This window comes from Urbifossiella limnaea, assembly GCF_007747215.1.
Taxonomy (GTDB): Bacteria; Planctomycetota; Planctomycetia; order Gemmatales; family Gemmataceae; genus Urbifossiella; species Urbifossiella limnaea.
In genome coordinates, this window is sequence record NZ_CP036273.1 from 3,727,093 (window position 1) to 3,744,155 (window position 17,063).

Sequence of the window (17,063 nt, forward strand, 5' to 3'; positions counted from 1 at the left end):
CGGTCGGGTATCAATATCAACAACGCCTTACGTCGCGGCCCACCTCCCCGAGGTCGTCATGATCCGGCTGGACGCCCCCCGCCCCGCCAACGTCTGCAACGGCCCCAGCCGGCGCGACTTCTTCCACGCCGGGGCGATCGCCCCGATCGGCCTCACGCTCGCGGCCTTGGAGCGAGCAAAGGCGGCCGGCCAGGCCGACAACGACACGAACTGCATCATGCTGTTCCTGGTCGGCGGCCCGAGCCAGATCGACACCTGGGACCCGAAACCGAACGCCCCCGAGGAGGTCCGCGGCCCGTTCCGCCCGACACGGACGAACGTGCCAGGCACGCAGATCAGCGAAATCTTTCCGCAGACGGCGCGGCACGCCGACAAGTTCTCGCTCGTGCGCTCGGTGTACCACACGGCCGCCGCCGTCCACGACACCGGCCACCAGATGATGCAGACGGGCCGGCTGTTCAGCGGCGGCGTCGAGCACCCGCACGTCGGCTGCGCGCTCGGCTACCTGAAGGGCGGGCGGGCCGAGTTGCCGCCGCACGTGCTGCTGCCGAAGCCGATCGGCCGCACCGGCGGGAACCTGCCCCACGGCCACGCGGCGGGTTACCTCGGCAAGCCGCACGACCCGTTCATCCTGAACGCCGACCCGAACGCGCCCGGCTTCCGCGTCCCGGACCTGCTGCCGCCGGACTACATCACCGGCGTCCGCGCCGAGCGTCGGCAGCGGCTGCGGGAAGCGGTCGACGGCGCGACCGCGGCGTTCGAGGGGAGCGCGGCCGCCCGTCAGTTGGACGAGAACTTCGGCCTGGCCTACCGGCTGATGTCGTCGCCGCGGGCGCGCGACGCCTTCGCCCTGGAGAAAGAGCCGGACCGGGTGAAGGAGCGCTACGGCCGGACGCGGTTCGGCCAGAGTTGCCTCATGGCCCGCCGGCTGATCGAGGCCGGCGTACGCTTCGTTACGGTCAACATGTTCGAGACCGTGTTCGACGAGGTGACGTGGGACATCCACGGCTCGAAGCCGTTCACCGACATCGTGCAGATGAGCCGCGAGGTGGTGCCGAACTTCGACCGGGCCTACTCCGCGCTGCTCGAAGACCTGAGCGAGCGCGGGCTGTTGTCGAACACGATGGTCGTGGCGCTCGGCGAGTTCGGCCGGACGCCGAAGGTGAACCCGGCCGGCGGCCGCGACCACCACCCCGGCGTGTGGACGATCCTGATGGGCGGCGGACCGTTGAAGGGCGGCCGCGTCGTCGGCGAGTCGGACGAGTTGGGCGGCACGCCGAAGACGCGGCCGGTGACGCCCGGCGAGGTGGCCGCGACGCTGTACCGCGGGCTCGGCCTGGACCCCCACAAGGAGTTGCCCGGCCCGCAAGGCCGGCCGATCCCGCTGGTGGACTTCGGCGTCCGCCCGATCGCCGAGCTGTTCTGATTGTCGATCGGCCGCTCCGTGCCCCCGAAGAGTTCTCCCCAGGATACCCGCGATGCGGCAGACGGCCCTCGGACTCGTGCTTCTGCTCGCCCCCGGCGTTTGTGCGGCCGGCGAGTTGAAAGTCTACCCGCCCGCGGTCGCAGTGTCGGGACCGAACCGCGTCCAGCAACTCCTGGTCGTCGAGGAGGAGAACGGCCGCGTCGTCGCCGATCACACTACGAAGGCGACCTACACCAGTTCCACCACTTCCGTGGCGAAGGTGACCGCGGACGGGCTTGTTACCGCCGTCGGTGACGGCGACGGCACCGTCACGGTGACAGTCAACGGCCGGTCGCTACAGGTGAAGCTGACGGCGTCGACGGGCGTGTCGGGCTGGGGCTTCCGCAACCACGTCGTCCCGACGCTGACGCGGACCGGCTGCAACTCGGGGGCGTGCCACGGGGCCCTCGCCGGCAAGGGTGGGCTCAAGCTGTCGCTCCGCGGCTACGACCCCGACGCCGATCACTTCGCTCTCACGCGCCAGGTCGTCGCCCGCCGCGTCGACCTTGCACGCCCCGCCGACAGCCTGATGCTCCAGAAGGCGACGCGCGCCCTGCCGCACGCCGGCGGCACGCGCTTCGAGGCCGACTCCGACCACCACGCGCTGCTCCTCCAGTGGGTCACCGCCGGGGCGACTGTTCCCGCGGCCGCGGAGCCGGAGTTGGTGCGGCTCGACGTGTTCCCGCGCGCGGCGTTGCTGAAGCCGCGGGACACGGTCCGCGTCGTTGTTCGTGCCGTCTACGCGAACGGCACCGTCGAGGACGTGACCCGCTGGGCCAAGTTCGTGTCCAGTGAGGAGCAGGCGGCGACGGTCACCGAAGACGGCGTGGTCACGGTCGTCGGGCACGGCGAGGCGGCCGTGTCGGTGTTGTTCGGCACGAAGGTCGCGGCCCTCACCGTTACCGCCCCGTTCGCGACGCCGGTCGATGCCGCCGCGTTCACGCCGCCGGCCGGGGCCGGCTTCGTCGACGTGCTCGTACTCAAGAAACTGCAACTCCTCCGCGTCGCGCCGAACGGCACCTGTTCGGACAGCGAGTTCGTCCGGCGCGTGTTCCTCGACGTGTGCGGCGTCCTACCCAAGCCCGAGGAAACGGCCGCGTTCCTCGCCGACACCGACGCGCGGAAGCGCGAGCGGCTCATCGACCGGCTGTTGGACCGGCCCGAGTACGTGGACTACTGGACGATGAAGTGGTCCGACCTGTTGCTGGTGTCGAGCCGGCGGCTGCCGCAGCCGGCGATGTGGGCGTTCTACCGATCGGTGCGGCAGTCGGTGGCCGACAACCAGCCGTGGGACCGCTTCGCCCGCGACATCCTCACCGCGTCGGGTAGCACTCTGACGAACGGCCGCGGCAACTACTTCGTCCTCCACCGCGACGTGTCCGACCTGGCCGAATCGACCGCGGTCACGTTCATGGGCACGTCCATCACCTGCGCCCGCTGCCACAACCACCCGCTGGAGCGCTGGACGCAGGACCAGTACTGGCAGTTCGCCAACCTGTTCGCCCGCGTCGGCCTGAAGAACGGCGACCGCCCCGGCGAGGTGCTGATCCAGCCGCGGGCCGACGGCGACGCCCTGCACCTGCGGCGCGGCGTGGCCATGCCGCCGACGCCCCTGGACGGCAAGGCCGTGCCCGAGGGCGACTCGCGTGACCGCCGCGTGCACTTCACCGACTGGCTCACGGCCGCGGAGAACCCGTACTTCGCCAGGGCCGCGGTGAACCGCGTCTGGAAGAGCCTGATGGGTCGGGGGCTGGTCGAGACCGAGGACGACCTGCGCGACACCAACCCCGCCACCAACGTCGAGTTGCTCGACGCCCTCGCCGCGGACTTCGTGACGAACCGGTTCGACGTGAAGCACCTGATCCGCACCGTGACGCGCTCGGCGGCCTACCAGCGTGCGTCGAGGGCGAGCCCGGCCAACGCCGCGGACGACCGCTTCTACTCGCGTTACCTGTTGCGCCGGCTCCCGGCCGAGGTCATTCTCGACGCCTACTCGGACGTGACGGGTGTGCCGACGGCCTTCAACCAGCTGAAGTCGGCGGCCGGTGATTCTACGACGCCGACGACCAGTTACCCGCTCGGCACGCGGGCGATGCAGCTGCCGGATTCGCTCGCCGTGTCGCGCTTCCTGGAGGCCTTCGGCCGGCCGGAGCGCGTGGCCACGTGCTCCTGCGAGCGGACCGCGGACGCGAGCGTCGGGCAGGCACTTCACCTCAATAACGGCCAGACGTTGAACGAAAAGCTTCGTAGCGGCACGTCGGTCGTGGCCCGCTGGGTGGACGCGAAACTGAGCGACCGCGAGGTCGTGGACCGGCTGTACCTCGCCGCGCTGAGCCGCGCCCCGACGGCGGAGGAGCGCGACCGGTTCGTCGGCATCCTGGCCGAGGCCGGCCGCGAGAGCCCCGCCGCCCGCCGCGAGGCGCTCGAGGACTTCGCCTGGGCCGTACTGACCGGCCGCGAGTTCTTGTTCAACCACTGAAACGGAGCCCGCCCGTGCCTCCGACCGAATTCGGCCCCGACGGCCTTCCGCTCGAGCCGTTGCCCCCGGTGCCGCCCGAGGACGAGCAGACCACCGTCAACCGCTTCGGCGACGTTTTCGGCGGCGCTGCCGACGGCATCGACGTGATCGGCACCGTCGGCGACGGCATCTCCGGCGTTGCGGAGACTGTCGGTTCGTTCGCGTCCGGTGCGGCCGAGGCTGTCGGCGGGGCGGCGGACGGGATCGGGGCCGTCGCCGACGGTGTCGGCAGCGCGGTCGGCGCCGCGGCCGACGGCTGTGGCAGTTGCTCTCTCGCGGTGCTCGTCATGCTCGCCTCGGTCGGCGCCGCTGTCGCCGCCGTTCTCCGCTAACCCATCAGGCTGTTCACCGATGCCGCGGCTCCTCTCCCTCGCGCTCGTGCTCGTCGCCCCGGGGTTTGCGGCGGCGGCCCCCGCCGTGTCCGCGGCGGCGTACCACCCACAGGCCAAGACCGTCGCCTTCGGCCTGCACGGCGGGGTGAAGCTGTTCGACCCCAGCACGGCGGCGGAAGTCGGCAGCGTCGCCGGTGTGACCGGCCGCGTCACCGCACTGGCGTTTGCGCCGTCCGGGGCGTGGCTGGCGGTCGCGGCCGGGGAGCCGGGAAAGTCGGGAGTGGTGGCGGTCGTGCCGCTCGACGCCGCGGGCAAGCCGGCCGGCCCGGCGAAGGCCGCCGCGACGCACAAGGACAGCGTGTACGCCGTCGCCGTGTCCGACGACGGTACCCGGCTTGCTACCGCAGGCTACGACCGCGTCATCCAGGTCTACGAGCTGGCCCCGGACGGCACTGCGAAGCTGGTTCATTCGCTCCGCGACCACAGCGACACGATCTACGCTCTGGCCTTCCAGCCGGGCGGGCTACTGCTCGCGTCCGCGGCCGGCGACCGGGCCGTGAAGGTTTGGGACGTGCTGACCGGCACCCGCCTGTACACGCTCGGCGAGTCCACCGACTGGCTGTACGCCCTGGCGTGGAACCCGGACGGCCGCCACCTCGCCGCCGCCGGCGTGGACCGCAGCATCCGCGTGTGGGCCGTCGATCGCGCCGGCGGGCGGCTCGTGCATTCCGTCTTCGCCCACCCGCGGCCCGTCAGCCGACTCGGGTTTAGCGGCGACGGCAAAGCGCTGTTCAGCGTCGCGGAGGACGGCGGCGTCAAGGCCTGGGACGCGTCGAAAATGACCGAGACGCGCGTGTTCCCCGCCCAACCCGACGTCGTGCTCGGCTTCGCCGTCCGCCGCGACGGCAAGCAACTGGCGCTCGGCCTGTTCGACGGCACCGCCCTGCTCGTCGACGCGTCGACCGGACAACCGACGGCCCGGCCGCTCCCCGCGAAGGCGGCCCCGCCGAAGGCCGAGAAGGCCAACCCGACCGGGGTGCCGCGCGGCAAGACGACCCGCGTCGCGGTCGCCGGGAAGCAACTCGATCAGGCGACCGGCCTGACCGCGAACGTGCCGGGCGTCACCGGGAAGATCGTCCCGACGGGGCGTAGCGCGACGGGGCTCGAACTCGAAGTGACGGTGCCGCCGGGTGCCGCGGTCGGGCCGGTGGTGCTGACGCTCGAGGGGCCGGGCGGCAAGTCGCCGCCGCTGACGCTCGCCGTCGACCGGCACGCCGCCGTCCCCGAGTCCGGCAACACCGACTCGGCGCGGCAGTCCATGCTCGTCGGCCTCCCCGGCACCGTGACGGGGGCCATCGACCGCGCCGGCGACGTGGACTACTTCCGCTTCACCGCCAAGGCCGGCGACCCGATCGGGGTGCAGGTCGTCGCCGCCGAGCTTGGCTCGAAGCTCGACCCCGTCCTCGTTCTCACCGACGCCGACGGCCGGGTTCTGGCCGAGGGCGGCGCCGTGCTCGGCTTCCGCGTCCCGGCGGCGGGCGGCTACGCCGTCGGCGTCCGCGACCGCGAGTACCGCGGCGGCACCGACTTCACGTACCGGCTGCACCTGGGCGACGTGCCCGTCGTCACCGGCGTCTTCCCGCTCGGCGTGCAGCGCGGCCGCATCACCACCGTACACGTCAGCGGCGTCCACCTCGGCGACGACACGCTGACGATCCCCGTCACTGTGCCGGCGGACGCGGCGCCCGGCTCGAAGGTGAACGTGCCCCTGCCCCAGACTGGCGAGCGACCGCTCGGCGCGGCCCAGGTGATCGTGGACGAGTTCCCGTCGGCCGTGATCGACCCCACCGGCGGCGAGGTCCGCGTTCCCGGCACCGCCGACGGCATCCTGGCCAAGCCGGGCGACGCCCGGACGGTGCGGTTCGCCGCGAAGAAGGGTGAGAAGCTGCTCGTCGAAGTGACCGCGGCCCGCGCCGGGTCGCCGGTGGACTCCGTCGCCGAGGTGCTGGACGCGGCCGGGAAGCCGGTGCCGCGCGCGGTTCTGCGAGCGACGACGAGGACGTTCGTGGCCTTCCGCGACCACGACTCCGCCGTACCCGGCATCCGCCTGACCGTCTGGCCCGACCTGGCGATCGACGACTACCTGTACGTCGACGGCGAGGTGATGAAGATCCTGGCCCTGCCCCGCAACCCGGACGACGACTGCCAGTTCTACCAGGCCGGTGGCCGCCGCGTCGGGTTCCTTGACACCACGCCGTGCCACCACAGCATGGACAGCCCGATGTACCGCGTCGAGGTTCACCCGCCGGGCCGCACCTTCCCGCCGAACGGTCAGCCGGTGTTCGCCCTGAACTACCGCAACGACGACGGCGGCCCCGGCTTCGGCACCGACTCGCGCCTCCTGTTCGAGGCGCCCGCCGAGGGCGTGTACCAGGTCCGCGTCAGCGACACCCGCGGGGCCGGCGGGCCGACGCACGCCTTCCGCGTCACCGTGCGGCCGCCGCGCCCCGACTTCGCGCTCGCGTTCAACCCGACGGCGCCGGCCGTGTGGCGGAACGGGGCCGTGCCGGTGAGCGTGACCGCGACCCGCCGCGACGGCTTCGACGGGCCGATCCGCCTGAAGCTCGAGGGGCTGCCGCCCGGGTTTCATGCCCCGGAATCGAGCATCGAGGCCGGCCAGCTCGGCACCGCGTTCGCGCTGTCCGCCTCCGCCGACGCCGTCGTGCCGGCCGGGGCGATGCTGAAGCTCGTCGGCACGGCCCGGATCGACGGTAAAGACGTGACGCGCGAGGCCGCTGGCGGTGCCCCGAAGGCGCTCGACACCGCCGACGTCCGCACCACCGTCCGGCAGGCGGAGTTGGTCGTCCGGCCGGGTCAGGAGGTGAAGTTCACGGTGGACATCGAACGCCGCAACGGCTTCGGCGGTCGGGTGCCGTTGGACGTGCGGGGCTTGCCACACGGCGTCCGCGTCATGAACGTGGGGCTGAACGGCATCCTCGTGACGGAGCGCGACACGAGCCGCGAGGTGACCTTGTACTGCGAGCCGTGGGTGAAGCCGACGGAGCACCCGATCGTGGTACTGGCCCGGCACGAGGCGAAGAACACGGAACACGCGGCACGGTCGCTGCCGCTCAAGGTGGTGCCGTAGAAACGAACGAAGCCCACCCGCCGCGGCGGGTGGGCTTCGTGCCGGAGCAACTCAGTCGCTGTACCGCACCCGGACGCTACCGTCGTGGCGGAAGTCCACGTCCACGTCGTAGTCCGGGTTGTCGATGTCGATGTGGATGCTGTCGCGGTTCACCCGCACGCGGTCCAGCCGGCCGCAGTTCGGCAGTACGAAGCACACCTCCACCGGCTGGCACGTCCGCGGGTGAATGATCCAGTAGTGGTGCCGGCCGGGCGTCGGGGCGAACACGCGCGAGAACTGTTCGAGCGTCAGCGCCGCGACCGGCGGCGGGGCCTCCACGACCGGCGGCGGCACGACGACCACCGGACGCGCCACGACCACCGGCGGCGGCACGACGATCGGCCGGGCCACGACGACGGGCGGTAGCGGGCGGAGGTGCGGGGCGACGACCGGACGGCCGACGACGACGACCGGCGGCTGGGCGGGGGTGCTGAGGGCGAGGCCGAGGACGAGGGTGGTCACGGGTGGTTCCTCACGGTGGCCCGCGGGCTGCGAGCCTGTCGGCGCACGAACGCGGCAGGCTGGGGGACTTGCGCGGGTTACTCCCCCATCTCTTCGGTCAGTGCCGCGTCGGTGTGGACGGTCTGCACGTCGTCGTGGTCGTCGAGCGCCTCCATCAGCCGCACCACCTTTCTGCCGGTCTCCACGTCCACGTCCTGCAACGTCTTGGCAAGGTACTTCACCTCAGCCTCAGCTGGCTCCACGTCGGCCGCCGTCAGGGCGTCGAGCACGGCCGAGAAGCTGGACGGGTCGCAGGTGATCTCGAACACGTCCCCTTCCCGCGTCAGGTCTTCGGCGCCGGCCTCCAGGACTGCGGTCATCAGCCGCTCTTCGTCCGGGTACTTGGTCGCGTCTACGGCGAAGAACCCCTTGCGATCGAAGAGGTACGCCGCCGACCCGGGCTTGCCGACCTCGGCGTTCGCCCGCTCGAAGATCTTTTTGATCTCGCCCGCGGTGCGGTTGCGGTTGTCGGTGAGGATCTCGGCCAGGACGGCGATCCCGCCCGCGGCACGGCCCTCGTACAGGATTTCGGCGTAGTCCACGCCCTCCAACTCGCCGGTGCCGCGCTTGATCGCCCGCTCGATGTTCTCCTTGGGCATCGACACCGACCGGGCCTTGTCGATCGCGTAGCGGAGCTTGAGGTTCATCGTCGGGTCGCCGCCGCCGTTCCGGGCGGCGATGATGATGTACCGGCTGAGTTTGCTGAACAGCTTGCCCCGCTTGGCGTCCACGGCATTCTTGTGCCGCACCATGTTCTTGTAATGACTGTGTCCGGCCATGTCCTCGACCTCGGTCCCGCGGCTCGAAAGAGTGAGTATACGGACCGGTCACGGCACCCGCCGCAGCTTCCGCCGCACCTCGTCGAGCCGGCCGTCGCGGCGGCCGCGGTGGTCGGTCGGGTACAGGGCCGCGGCCCGCTCCCACGCCGCCTTCGCCGCCGGCTTGTCGTCCAGCCGGAAGCACACGTCGCCGAGGTGGTCCCACACCACGGGGTCGGCTGCGCCTTCGGGAATGACCGAGACGCGCTCCAGGAGCGCCCGCGCTTCGGGCAGCTTGTCGCGGCGGAACAGCACCCACGCCAGGCTGTCGAGGTACGCGGGGTTGTCCGGGTCCACGTCACCGGCCCTGCGGCGGTCGAGCCGGTCGCGGGCGACCGCCCGGCGCACCAGGCGCTCGGCTTCCTCCAGGCTGCGGTTGCGGTCGGCGAGGTGGTAGCCCAGGTCGTTGCACGCGCCGGCGTGGTCCGGGTCCCGGTCGAGAATCGCCCGCAACTCCGCCTCCGCTTCGGCCTCGCGCTTCGCACCCCAGTACGCTCCGGCGAGGGCGTAGCGGGTCCGCTCGCGGTCGGCGGGCGCGTCGAACTCGTCCAGCAGCCGGCGGCCGAGGGCGATGGACTCGTCCCACCGGCCGAGCACCTTCAGGACCGTGAGCTTGCGGAGCCGCACGGTCAGGCGGTCGGCGTCGCCGGCCATCGTGATGGCTCGGTCCGCGGCGGCCAGCGCGTCGGCCACGTCGCCGAGTTCCGCCAGTGCGTAGGCGAGGTGGAAGTGGAAGTACGCCGGCGCGACGCCGTCGGCGACGCGGAGCCCTTCACGACAGACGGCTGCGACGTCGGCCGGCTTGCGAGCGCGCCAGAGCGCGTCGATGAGCGCCCCGTAGGCGGCCGGCTGCGTGTCGCGTGGGGCCGCGGCAACGGCCTGCCGGAACTGCACGACGGCCAGGTCGATCCGGCCGTGCCGGGCCGCGAGGACGCCGAGTACGTGCGTCGTGCCGTACTCGTGCTTCCGTCCCGCGGCCAGGTCGTCGGCCCCGGCGGTGACGACGGCGTTCGCCCAGCCCGCCTCCGCCCGCAGCAGCTCGCCCAGCACCCGCGTCCGTTCGGCGGCGAAGTCGCGCTCGGCGACGCGTGCCGAGCCGCCCTCGTCGCGGTCCTTCAGTGTCTTGAAGCAGGTGTCGAAGTCGTTCAGAACCCGCCCCGGCCGGCCGGTCTGCACGTGCGAGCGAACCACGGCACGGACGATTTTCGGGTCGTTGGTCTGCTCCCCGAGGCGGGCGAACAAGTCGTCCGCTTCCGCCCGCGAACCGGGCACCCGCGCCGACTCTGCGGCGAGGACTGCTTGCAGTGGTAAATTCCGCGGGTCGGCCGCACTCTGCCCGCGGAGGAGCGGCAGCACGTCGTCGGGCCGGTTCGCTTGCCTCAGCAGGTCGGCGAGGCGCTCGTAGGGCTCGACGGCCTGCGGGCGGAGCCTGAGGAAGGCGTCGAGGTGTCGTAGGGCAGCGGCCGGTTCGCCCTTCGCGGCGAGGGCCCCGGACAGGTTCCAGTCAAGCCGCGCCGCGGCGCTGGCGTCGTTCAGCCGCTTGGAGTCAGCGTAGATCGCGTGGGCCGCTCGAAAGGACTCGGCCGCAGCGTCGGCTTTCTTCTGGGCCACGAGCGCTTTTCCGATCCGCTCGTGACAGTCGGCCAGGGCCGTATCCGCTTCGGTCGCGCTGAACCCGCCGGGGACGACGAGCCGCTTGCGGTGCTGGATCAACACGTCGCGCGCCCGGCCGAGTGCGTCTGCCGCGCCGGCCGCGTCGTTGGCCTTCTCCAGGATGGTGCCCAGGTCGCGGCACGCGGTGACGACCCGCTCCGGCGTCGCGTCGGCATTCATTCCCCCGGCGACGCCCTTCGCGACCGTCGCTGCCTCGCCCAGTTCGCCGAGGCCGAACAGGAGCCGGGCGAGTGCGAGGCCGGCGGCGGTGTTGGCGGGGTCGCGTTCGAGCACGGTGCGGGCGGCGCGCACGGCGTCGGGCTCGCGGCCGCTCTGGCTGTAGATGCGGACCAGTTCCATCAGGGGTTCGGTCGCCGCGGGGTCGTCCTTCGCGGCCTTCTCGAAGCCGGCGGCCGCCGTGAGGAGGCGGTCGCGGCGGGACTGGAGCAGCGCGGCCCCGTAGCGCGCCACGGCGTCGCGGTGGGCGGGCGACCACTCGCGTGGCGGGTCGGGAGGTGCGAGGAGCAGTAATCCGGCGAAGAGCCCGGGGGACATGGCCACCTCCTGCCGCACGGTCCGCGGGTGGGTGGGATTCTATCGCACCGGACGGCGTGAGCGAACGCCAAACGCAACCGGCCCGCCAGGGTTGCTGGCGGGCCGGTCGGTTGACCACCGGGGCTCGGAAAGGATGGGGGTGCCCTGAGCCGCACCCTCCAGCACTTATGGCTGCTGCTTCCGCCCTGACCAGGTTCATACCTTCAGGTCGGTCAGGCCCCCACCCCTCCGAACCCCGGCGGCCGTGTCTCGTTGCCTACTTCGGCTTCGGATTCCCCCGGGCGAAGATGCTCGCCACGAAGTTCAGCACGTCGGTAGCACTCGACTCATTATAGCCGTAGTTGCGGATGAGTCGAGACTTCACCACGTCGATCTTTTCCTGCGTCGCCTTGTCCACCACGTTCGACACGATGCTGCTCAGCTTGATCGAGTCCTTCTGGTCCTCGAACAGCTTCAACTCGAGCGCCTTCTGGAGCCGCTCGTTAGTCTTGTAGTCGAACTTCTTGCCGTCGATGGCCAGGGCGCCGATGTAGTTCATGATCTCGCGGCGGAAGTCGTCCTTGCGGCCCTCGGGGATGTCGATCTTCTCCTCGACGCTGCGCATCAGCCGCTCGTCGGGCTCGCCGTAGTTGCCGGTGTAGCGGTCGCGCACCTTCTCCCGCTGGGTGTACGCCTTCACGTTGTCCATGTAGTTGCCGCACAGCCGGACCAGCGCGTCCTCGTCGGCCGCGATCGCCCGCTGCACCTCGTTCTTGACGATGTCCTCGTACTCCTCGCGGACGACGCTCAGCAACTCCTTGTAGTGCCGGTACTGGTCCTCGTCCTTGATCAGCGAGTGGTGCCGCAGGCCGTCTTCAAGCTCCTTCATGACCATGAAGGGGTTGATGTTGTCCTCGTCCGGGTGGGCCACCAGGGCGTTGCTGATCTTGTCCTGGATGTAGCGCGGGCTGATCCCGGTCATCCCCTCGGCCACGGCGTCCCGCTTCAGCTCGATGACGTTGTCTTCGGTGAAGCCCGGCATCGTCTTGCCGTTGTACAGCTTCAGCTTTTGCAGCACGCTCAGGCTGGCGTGCTTCGGCGGCGTCAGCCGGGTCAGCACGGCCCACATCGCCGCCACCTCGACGGTGTGCGGGGCGATGTGCTTGCCGCGGACCTTCGCGGTGCTGTAGTCCTTCTCGTAAATCTTCACCTCGTCCCGCAGCCGGGTGACGTAGGGGATGTCGATCTTGACCGTGCGGTCCCGCAGGGCCTCCATGAACTCGTTGTTTTGGAGCCGGCGGTACTCGGGCTCGTTGGTGTGGCCGAGGATCACTTCGTCGATGTCCGTCTGGGCGAACTTCTTCGGCTTGATCTTGTGCTCCTGGCTCGCCCCGAGCAGGTCGTACAGGAAGGCCACGTCCAGCTTCAGCACCTCGATGAACTCGACGATGCCGCGGTTGGCGATGTTCAGTTCGCCATCGAAGTTGAACGCCCGCGGGTCGCTGTCGCTGCCGTACTCCGCGATCTTGCGGTAGTTGATGTCGCCGGTCAGCTCGGTGCTGTCCTGGTTCTTCTCGTCCTTCGGCTGGAAGGTGCCGATGCCGACGCGGTCCTTCTCGGACAGCAGCATCCGGTAGACCCGCACCTCGTTGTCCAGCATCTTCAGCCAGTCGCCGTCGTACTTCTGGAGGCGGGTGGCGTACTCGTACCGGCTGAACGGCGACAGGTCGCCCTTGATGCGGACCTCGTAGGCGTAGGGCTTCGCGCCGTTCTCGTTCAGCCGGCCCACCAGCTCGGCGCGGTACTCTTCCGGTACCAGTTGCAGCGGCTCGCCGTGCATCGGGTCTTTTACCCAGGTGCCGTCCGGCCCCTTCCACGAGAACGAGAACAGCATCCCCTCGTCCGTCCGGCTGTACTCCTCCAGGCCGCGCTTCAGGAGCCGGGCGATGGTGCTCTTCGCGCTGCCGACCGGGCCGTGGAGCAGGATCACGCGGCGCTCGGTGCCGTACCCGAGGGCGGCGCTCTTGAACGTGTTCACCAGCTGCATCAGCGACCGGTCGAGGCCGTAGATGCCGTCGCCGTGGCGGGCGGCGAAGTCGGTGAAGAACTTGAACCGGGTGAGCTTGTCCTTGTTCTCGTAGATGTCCTCGGTGCCGTGCGACATGACCATGTCGTACAGCCGCTGGTACGCGGTGCGGGTGACCGCCGGCTGCGCGAGGACGGTGTTCAGGTAGTCCTGGAACGACCCCTCCCAGTGGAGTTTCTTGTAGTCGGTGAGGTCGATCTGGGAGCGGATGCTGTCGAGGATCGCGGCGGCAGCTGCCATGGGCTGTATCCTCCGGGGCGGCGTGGGCCGCCTGGTGTCGGGCTCCGCCCGGCCGCGCCCGGGAAGGGGCGAGTGGCGCGGCCCGCCGGCGTGACTCGGCGGGATCGGGAGGGGGAATTCGGGTCGCGGTTGGCCGACAGGTTACCCCGTCGGGCCGACCGGGTACAAGTGCTGGCGAGGATTTACCCGCCGCGCCCCATTCTACCTGATCGAAGGGGTCCGTCCAAGTGTCCGCGCATGTTGGCCGCGCGGCCGGCGTTCGTGTCGCGTACACTGGGCTAGGCGCCGCGGCCCGCCGGTGGGTAGACCGGCCGGGCGGCCGGCGGGTTCGGGTCGCTTCCACGGAGGGCTTCACCGATGCGAAACATGCTCGCCCTGGTCGGGGCGCTGGTGGTCGGGTTCGGCGGCGTCGGCTGGTACCTCGGGTGGTACAAGTTGAGCGTCACCAAAAGCTCCGACGGCACCCTCCAGGTGACCACGAACGTGGACACGAGCCGCGTCGTGAAGGACGCCGGCGAGGGCGCCCGGCACGTCGGCGAGTTCATCGGCACGCAGGTCGAGAGCGCCAAGAAGGACGCGGCGAACACGCCCGTGACGCCGGCCGGCACCCCCGGCCCGAAGGCCGTGCCGACGCCGGCCGAAAGCGGCGCGTGGCTGTTCGGCATCGACTTCGGCACGCCCGCCGCGAAGAAGTAACGCCGGGCTGTCGGCGCGCGGAACCCCTCACGTGGACGTGATCGAATCGCGTTCCATCTTCTCGCCCGCCACCGGCTTCATCCGCCGCGGCGGGTTCGACTGGACCTGTAATCCCTACGTCGGTTGCACATTCGGCTGTACCTACTGCTACGCCGCGTTCCTGCCGCAGAATCGCCGCCCGGTTGAAGAATGGGGCCGCTGGCTCACCGCGAAGACGAACGCGGTCGAACTGGCCCGTCGGAAGGCTAAGAAGGTCGCCGGTGCGGCCGTGTACATGTCCAGCGTCACCGACCCGTACCAACCCGCGGAACGAAGTCTGTTCCTGACCCGCGGCATTCTCGAAGCCCTCCTCCCGCATCAGCCCCGGCTCGTGATCCAGACCCGGGGGCCGCTCGTGGTCCGCGACATCGACCTGCTGCGGGAGTTCCGCCACGTCCGCGTGAACCTGTCCGTCCCGACCGATTCGGAAGACGTGCGGCGGGCGTTCGAGCCGAAGGCGCCGCCGCTCGAACGCCGGTGGGTCGTGGCCGAGGAACTGAAGGCCGCCGGCGTCCCCGTCGGGCTCTGCGTCACGCCGACGTTGCCGCTCGCCGACCCGGACGCCTTCGCCGCGCGGCTGGCGGCCTTCGCCCCCGCGGTACTGGTGTGCCAGGACTTCCACGCCGCCGGCGGCGGCTTCGGGGCCGACACCGGCGGCGCCGCCCGCGTCCTACTCGCCCGGACCGAGTGGTCGCCGGAACGATACCGCGCGTTTGCCGACGTGCTGCGCACCCGCTACCCCACGTTCGAAGGCGAGGCTGGATTCTTCCCGCCCGCTGAAATGACTCGCCCCGCGTGACGTTGTCCCGTCGGATGGTCTCGCACGTCGTGGAGGGCCGCCATGAGCCGCCTGTCGCCGTCCGGTCAGCGCAAAGTGTTCGGCCTGGGGATGGTCGTGACCGCCGTCGCGGTCGGGTACTGGACGTTCTTCTCGGACGGCCTGCCGATCTGGCGCGGCCCGTCGGCCTCGGCCTCGGAGATCGCCGCGGGCCGGGAGTTGTTCGAGCGCGAGTGGAGCGCGAACGACCCGATGGCCCGCGGCGACGGGCTCGGGCCGGTGTTCAACGCCCGGTCGTGCGCCGCCTGCCACTTCCAGGGCGGGCTCGGCGGCGGCGGGGCGAACGAGCACAACGCGTTGGGCTTCGAGGTGCTGCCGCGGCCCGGCGACCACACCTTCCGCAGCGGCACCATCCACAACTTCAGCACCAACCCGGCCGTGCGCGAGACGATCGGCCGGCTCAGCCAGATCCACCCGACTGTGACCGGCAGCACGACCGTGACCGGTACTCCCGACTGTCAGCGGACCATCACCGTCCCCGACTTCAACCCCGTGCGGACGCAACCGGTGCAGGCCACGGCCCTGTTCGGCGCCGGCTGGATCGACCTGATTTCGGACCGCGCCATCCTCCGCAACGCCCGCAACCGGGGCGTGCAGAACGCGGTTCGTGAACTGTCCCTCCAGTTCGACGACATCCCCGTCGGGAAGGTCCGGCACGTCGCCGGCGGCGTCGGCAAATTCGGCTGGCGCGGTCAGTTCCACACGCTGTCCGAGTTCGTGTCGGTGGCGTGTGCGAACGAACTCGGCCTCGGCACGCCGGACAACCCTCAGGCGCAGCCGTTCACGAGCCACAGCCCGGCGAGTGAGCCCGACCTGGACCGCACACAGGTCCGGCAACTGGTGGCATTCGTGAAGACACTCCCGCGGCCGATCGAGGCCGATGGCGGGGCGCACGCGGCCCGCGGCAGGCAACTGTTCGGCGAGATCGGCTGTGCCGCGTGCCACGTCCCCGACCTGGGCGGCGTCACCGGCGTGTACAGCGACTTCCTCCTGTACGTGATGGAAGACCCGGTGCCGAGCGGCGGCCGCGGCGGAAGCGCTTACGACCCCGCCCCGCCAGAGCTGAACCTGCCCGGCCGGCCGGGGAGCGAGACGGAGCCGAACGAGTGGAAGACGCCGCCGCTGTGGGGCGTGGCCGACTCGGCCCCGTACTGGCACGACGGCACGGCCCCGAGTCTGAAGGACGCCGTGCTGAAGCACCGCGGCAACGGCAAGGCGGTGTCGGAGCGGTTCAAGAAGCTGCCGGCCGCGGACCAGGAGTCGGTGCTGGCCTTCCTCGGTACACTGAAGGCGCCGCCGGACGCGCAGCCCCTGCGAAACTCGGCCGTGACCCGCCTGGCTCGGAAGTGAAGAGACCAACCCGCGCCGATCTCCTCGCCGCCGCCGGCAAGACTGTTCCCGACGTGACCGCCCCTGGGTTGAAGGTACTGTTCTGCGGCATCAACCCGGGGCTGTACACGGCGGCGATCGGCCACCACTTCGGCCGCCCCGGCAACCGCTTCTGGCCGACCCTCCACGCCGCCGGGTTCACCCCGCGGCTGTTTGACCCCTCCGAGGAGCAGCAGTTGCTGCCACTCGGCTACGGCATCACGAACGTGGTCTCCCGCGCCACCGCCGCCGCAGACGAACTGGCCGATGACGAGGTCCGTGCCGGCGGGTTGGTGCTCGTCGAGAAGCTGAGACGGCTCGCGCCGACGTTCCTGGCGGTGTTGGGTGTTGGCGCATATCGCGTGGCGTTCGGGAGGCCGAAAGCTGCCGTCGGCGAGCAACCGGAGCGGATCGGCGAGACGCGGGTGTGGGTGCTCCCAAATCCGAGCGGGCTGAACGTCTTTTACCAGCAGAAGATGGTTGCACTTTTCTCAGAACTGCGTGGGGTAGCTTGCCCCTCGCATGGTTGAGAGGCTCTGTCATGGATTTCACTTGGGGGCGGGCACGTTACACGTCGAGGAAGATCAAAGACGTTCAACAAGGCTACGAGGGATTTGAACTCGTCCGGCAACAGGACGGAGCAGATCTGCGTGTGGCAAGCGTCGTGTTCTGGGACGCTACAGGACAATTCTGGGTCGAAACATTCGGCACCGACATTCCGCTCCAAGTACTCGAAGAACTGATTGCTGAGACGAAGGAAAAGGTGCGGATCCGGTAGCACCCTGAAC

The 17,063-nt window shown here is 70.4% G+C and carries 13 protein-coding genes and 1 other RNA gene; 9 read left to right on the forward strand and 5 right to left on the reverse strand.

Going from position 1 to position 17,063, the window contains the following annotated elements; all coding sequences use genetic code 11:
• The first annotated feature begins 58 nt into the window (after positions 1 to 58).
• The 4 genes from ETAA1_RS15260 to ETAA1_RS15275 are packed head-to-tail and all read left to right on the forward strand — an operon-like array spanning position 59 to position 7,463.
• Positions 59 to 1,426 carry a DUF1501 domain-containing protein gene (locus ETAA1_RS15260; protein WP_145239873.1) on the forward strand — a complete coding sequence of 456 codons (1,368 nt, stop codon included), beginning with the start codon at positions 59 to 61 and terminating at the stop codon, positions 1,424 to 1,426.
• A gap of 52 nt (positions 1,427 to 1,478) precedes the next feature.
• The gene (locus ETAA1_RS15265; protein WP_145239875.1) at positions 1,479 to 3,944 is read left to right on the forward strand and encodes a DUF1553 domain-containing protein; all 2,466 of its coding nucleotides are present in this window, start codon (positions 1,479 to 1,481) and stop codon (positions 3,942 to 3,944) included.
• A gap of 14 nt (positions 3,945 to 3,958) precedes the next feature.
• A complete protein-coding gene (locus ETAA1_RS15270) occupies positions 3,959 to 4,315 on the forward strand; it encodes a hypothetical protein (RefSeq protein ID WP_145239877.1) in 357 nt (118 codons plus the stop codon).
• Between the two features lie 19 nt (positions 4,316 to 4,334).
• Positions 4,335 to 7,463 carry a WD40 repeat domain-containing protein gene (locus ETAA1_RS15275; RefSeq protein WP_145239879.1) on the forward strand — a complete coding sequence of 1,043 codons (3,129 nt, stop codon included), beginning with the start codon at positions 4,335 to 4,337 and terminating at the stop codon, positions 7,461 to 7,463.
• A gap of 51 nt (positions 7,464 to 7,514) precedes the next feature.
• Here the strand turns inward: ETAA1_RS15275 and ETAA1_RS15280 are convergent, their stop codons facing one another.
• From ETAA1_RS15280 to ETAA1_RS15300, 5 genes are all read right to left on the reverse strand, one after another.
• Positions 7,515 to 7,964, reverse strand: a complete 450-nt coding sequence (locus ETAA1_RS15280) for a hypothetical protein (RefSeq protein ID WP_145239881.1) — start codon at positions 7,962 to 7,964, stop codon at positions 7,515 to 7,517.
• A 77-nt stretch (positions 7,965 to 8,041) separates the two neighbouring features.
• Complete coding sequence (locus ETAA1_RS15285; protein ID WP_145239883.1) at positions 8,042 to 8,782, reverse strand: YebC/PmpR family DNA-binding transcriptional regulator; 741 nt, start codon at positions 8,780 to 8,782, stop codon at positions 8,042 to 8,044.
• Between the two features lie 48 nt (positions 8,783 to 8,830).
• The gene (locus ETAA1_RS15290; protein ID WP_145239885.1) at positions 8,831 to 11,029 is read right to left on the reverse strand and encodes a tetratricopeptide repeat protein; all 2,199 of its coding nucleotides are present in this window, start codon (positions 11,027 to 11,029) and stop codon (positions 8,831 to 8,833) included.
• 129 nt (positions 11,030 to 11,158) lie between these two features.
• Positions 11,159 to 11,254: signal recognition particle sRNA small type (gene ffs / locus ETAA1_RS15295), an RNA gene on the reverse strand.
• A 31-nt stretch (positions 11,255 to 11,285) separates the two neighbouring features.
• Positions 11,286 to 13,334 (reverse strand): PrkA family serine protein kinase, encoded by a 2,049-nt coding sequence (locus ETAA1_RS15300; protein WP_145239887.1) that lies wholly within the window; start codon positions 13,332 to 13,334, stop codon positions 11,286 to 11,288.
• 357 nt (positions 13,335 to 13,691) lie between these two features.
• On the opposite strand from ETAA1_RS15300, the gene ETAA1_RS15305 reads away from it, so the two are divergent.
• From ETAA1_RS15305 to ETAA1_RS15325, 5 genes are read left to right on the forward strand one after another with little or no spacing between them, the layout of a single operon-like run.
• Positions 13,692 to 14,030 (forward strand): hypothetical protein, encoded by a 339-nt coding sequence (locus ETAA1_RS15305; protein WP_145239889.1) that lies wholly within the window; start codon positions 13,692 to 13,694, stop codon positions 14,028 to 14,030.
• A 31-nt stretch (positions 14,031 to 14,061) separates the two neighbouring features.
• Positions 14,062 to 14,868, forward strand: a complete 807-nt coding sequence (locus ETAA1_RS15310; RefSeq protein ID WP_202920915.1) for an SPL family radical SAM protein — start codon at positions 14,062 to 14,064, stop codon at positions 14,866 to 14,868.
• A gap of 42 nt (positions 14,869 to 14,910) precedes the next feature.
• Positions 14,911 to 16,257: a di-heme oxidoredictase family protein gene (locus tag ETAA1_RS15315; RefSeq protein ID WP_145239893.1), complete on the forward strand. Its 1,347-nt coding sequence runs from the start codon at positions 14,911 to 14,913 to the stop codon at positions 16,255 to 16,257.
• Positions 16,254 to 16,805, forward strand: coding sequence for a G/U mismatch-specific DNA glycosylase (mug, locus tag ETAA1_RS15320; RefSeq protein WP_145239895.1), 552 nt, complete (start codon positions 16,254 to 16,256; stop codon positions 16,803 to 16,805). The genes ETAA1_RS15315 and mug overlap by 4 nt, the downstream gene beginning before the upstream one ends.
• 11 nt (positions 16,806 to 16,816) lie before the next feature.
• On the forward strand, positions 16,817 to 17,053 hold the full coding sequence (locus ETAA1_RS15325) for a hypothetical protein (protein WP_145239896.1): 237 nt from the start codon (positions 16,817 to 16,819) through the stop codon (positions 17,051 to 17,053).
• The last annotated feature ends 10 nt before the right edge of the window (positions 17,054 to 17,063 follow it).

Coding starts and splice junctions, on each gene's coding strand:
- ETAA1_RS15260 (WP_145239873.1), top strand. CDS start 59: ATGATCCGGCTGGACGCCCCCCGCCCCGCCAACGTCTGCAACGGCCCC.
- ETAA1_RS15265 (WP_145239875.1), top strand. CDS start 1,479: ATGCGGCAGACGGCCCTCGGACTCGTGCTTCTGCTCGCCCCCGGCGTT.
- ETAA1_RS15275 (WP_145239879.1), top strand. CDS start 4,335: ATGCCGCGGCTCCTCTCCCTCGCGCTCGTGCTCGTCGCCCCGGGGTTT.
- ETAA1_RS15285 (WP_145239883.1), bottom strand. CDS start 8,782: ATGGCCGGACACAGTCATTACAAGAACATGGTGCGGCACAAGAATGCC.
- ETAA1_RS15290 (WP_145239885.1), bottom strand. CDS start 11,029: ATGTCCCCCGGGCTCTTCGCCGGATTACTGCTCCTCGCACCTCCCGAC.
- ETAA1_RS15300 (WP_145239887.1), bottom strand. CDS start 13,334: ATGGCAGCTGCCGCCGCGATCCTCGACAGCATCCGCTCCCAGATCGAC.
- ETAA1_RS15305 (WP_145239889.1), top strand. CDS start 13,692: ATGCGAAACATGCTCGCCCTGGTCGGGGCGCTGGTGGTCGGGTTCGGC.
- ETAA1_RS15315 (WP_145239893.1), top strand. CDS start 14,911: ATGAGCCGCCTGTCGCCGTCCGGTCAGCGCAAAGTGTTCGGCCTGGGG.
- ETAA1_RS15325 (WP_145239896.1), top strand. CDS start 16,817: ATGGATTTCACTTGGGGGCGGGCACGTTACACGTCGAGGAAGATCAAA.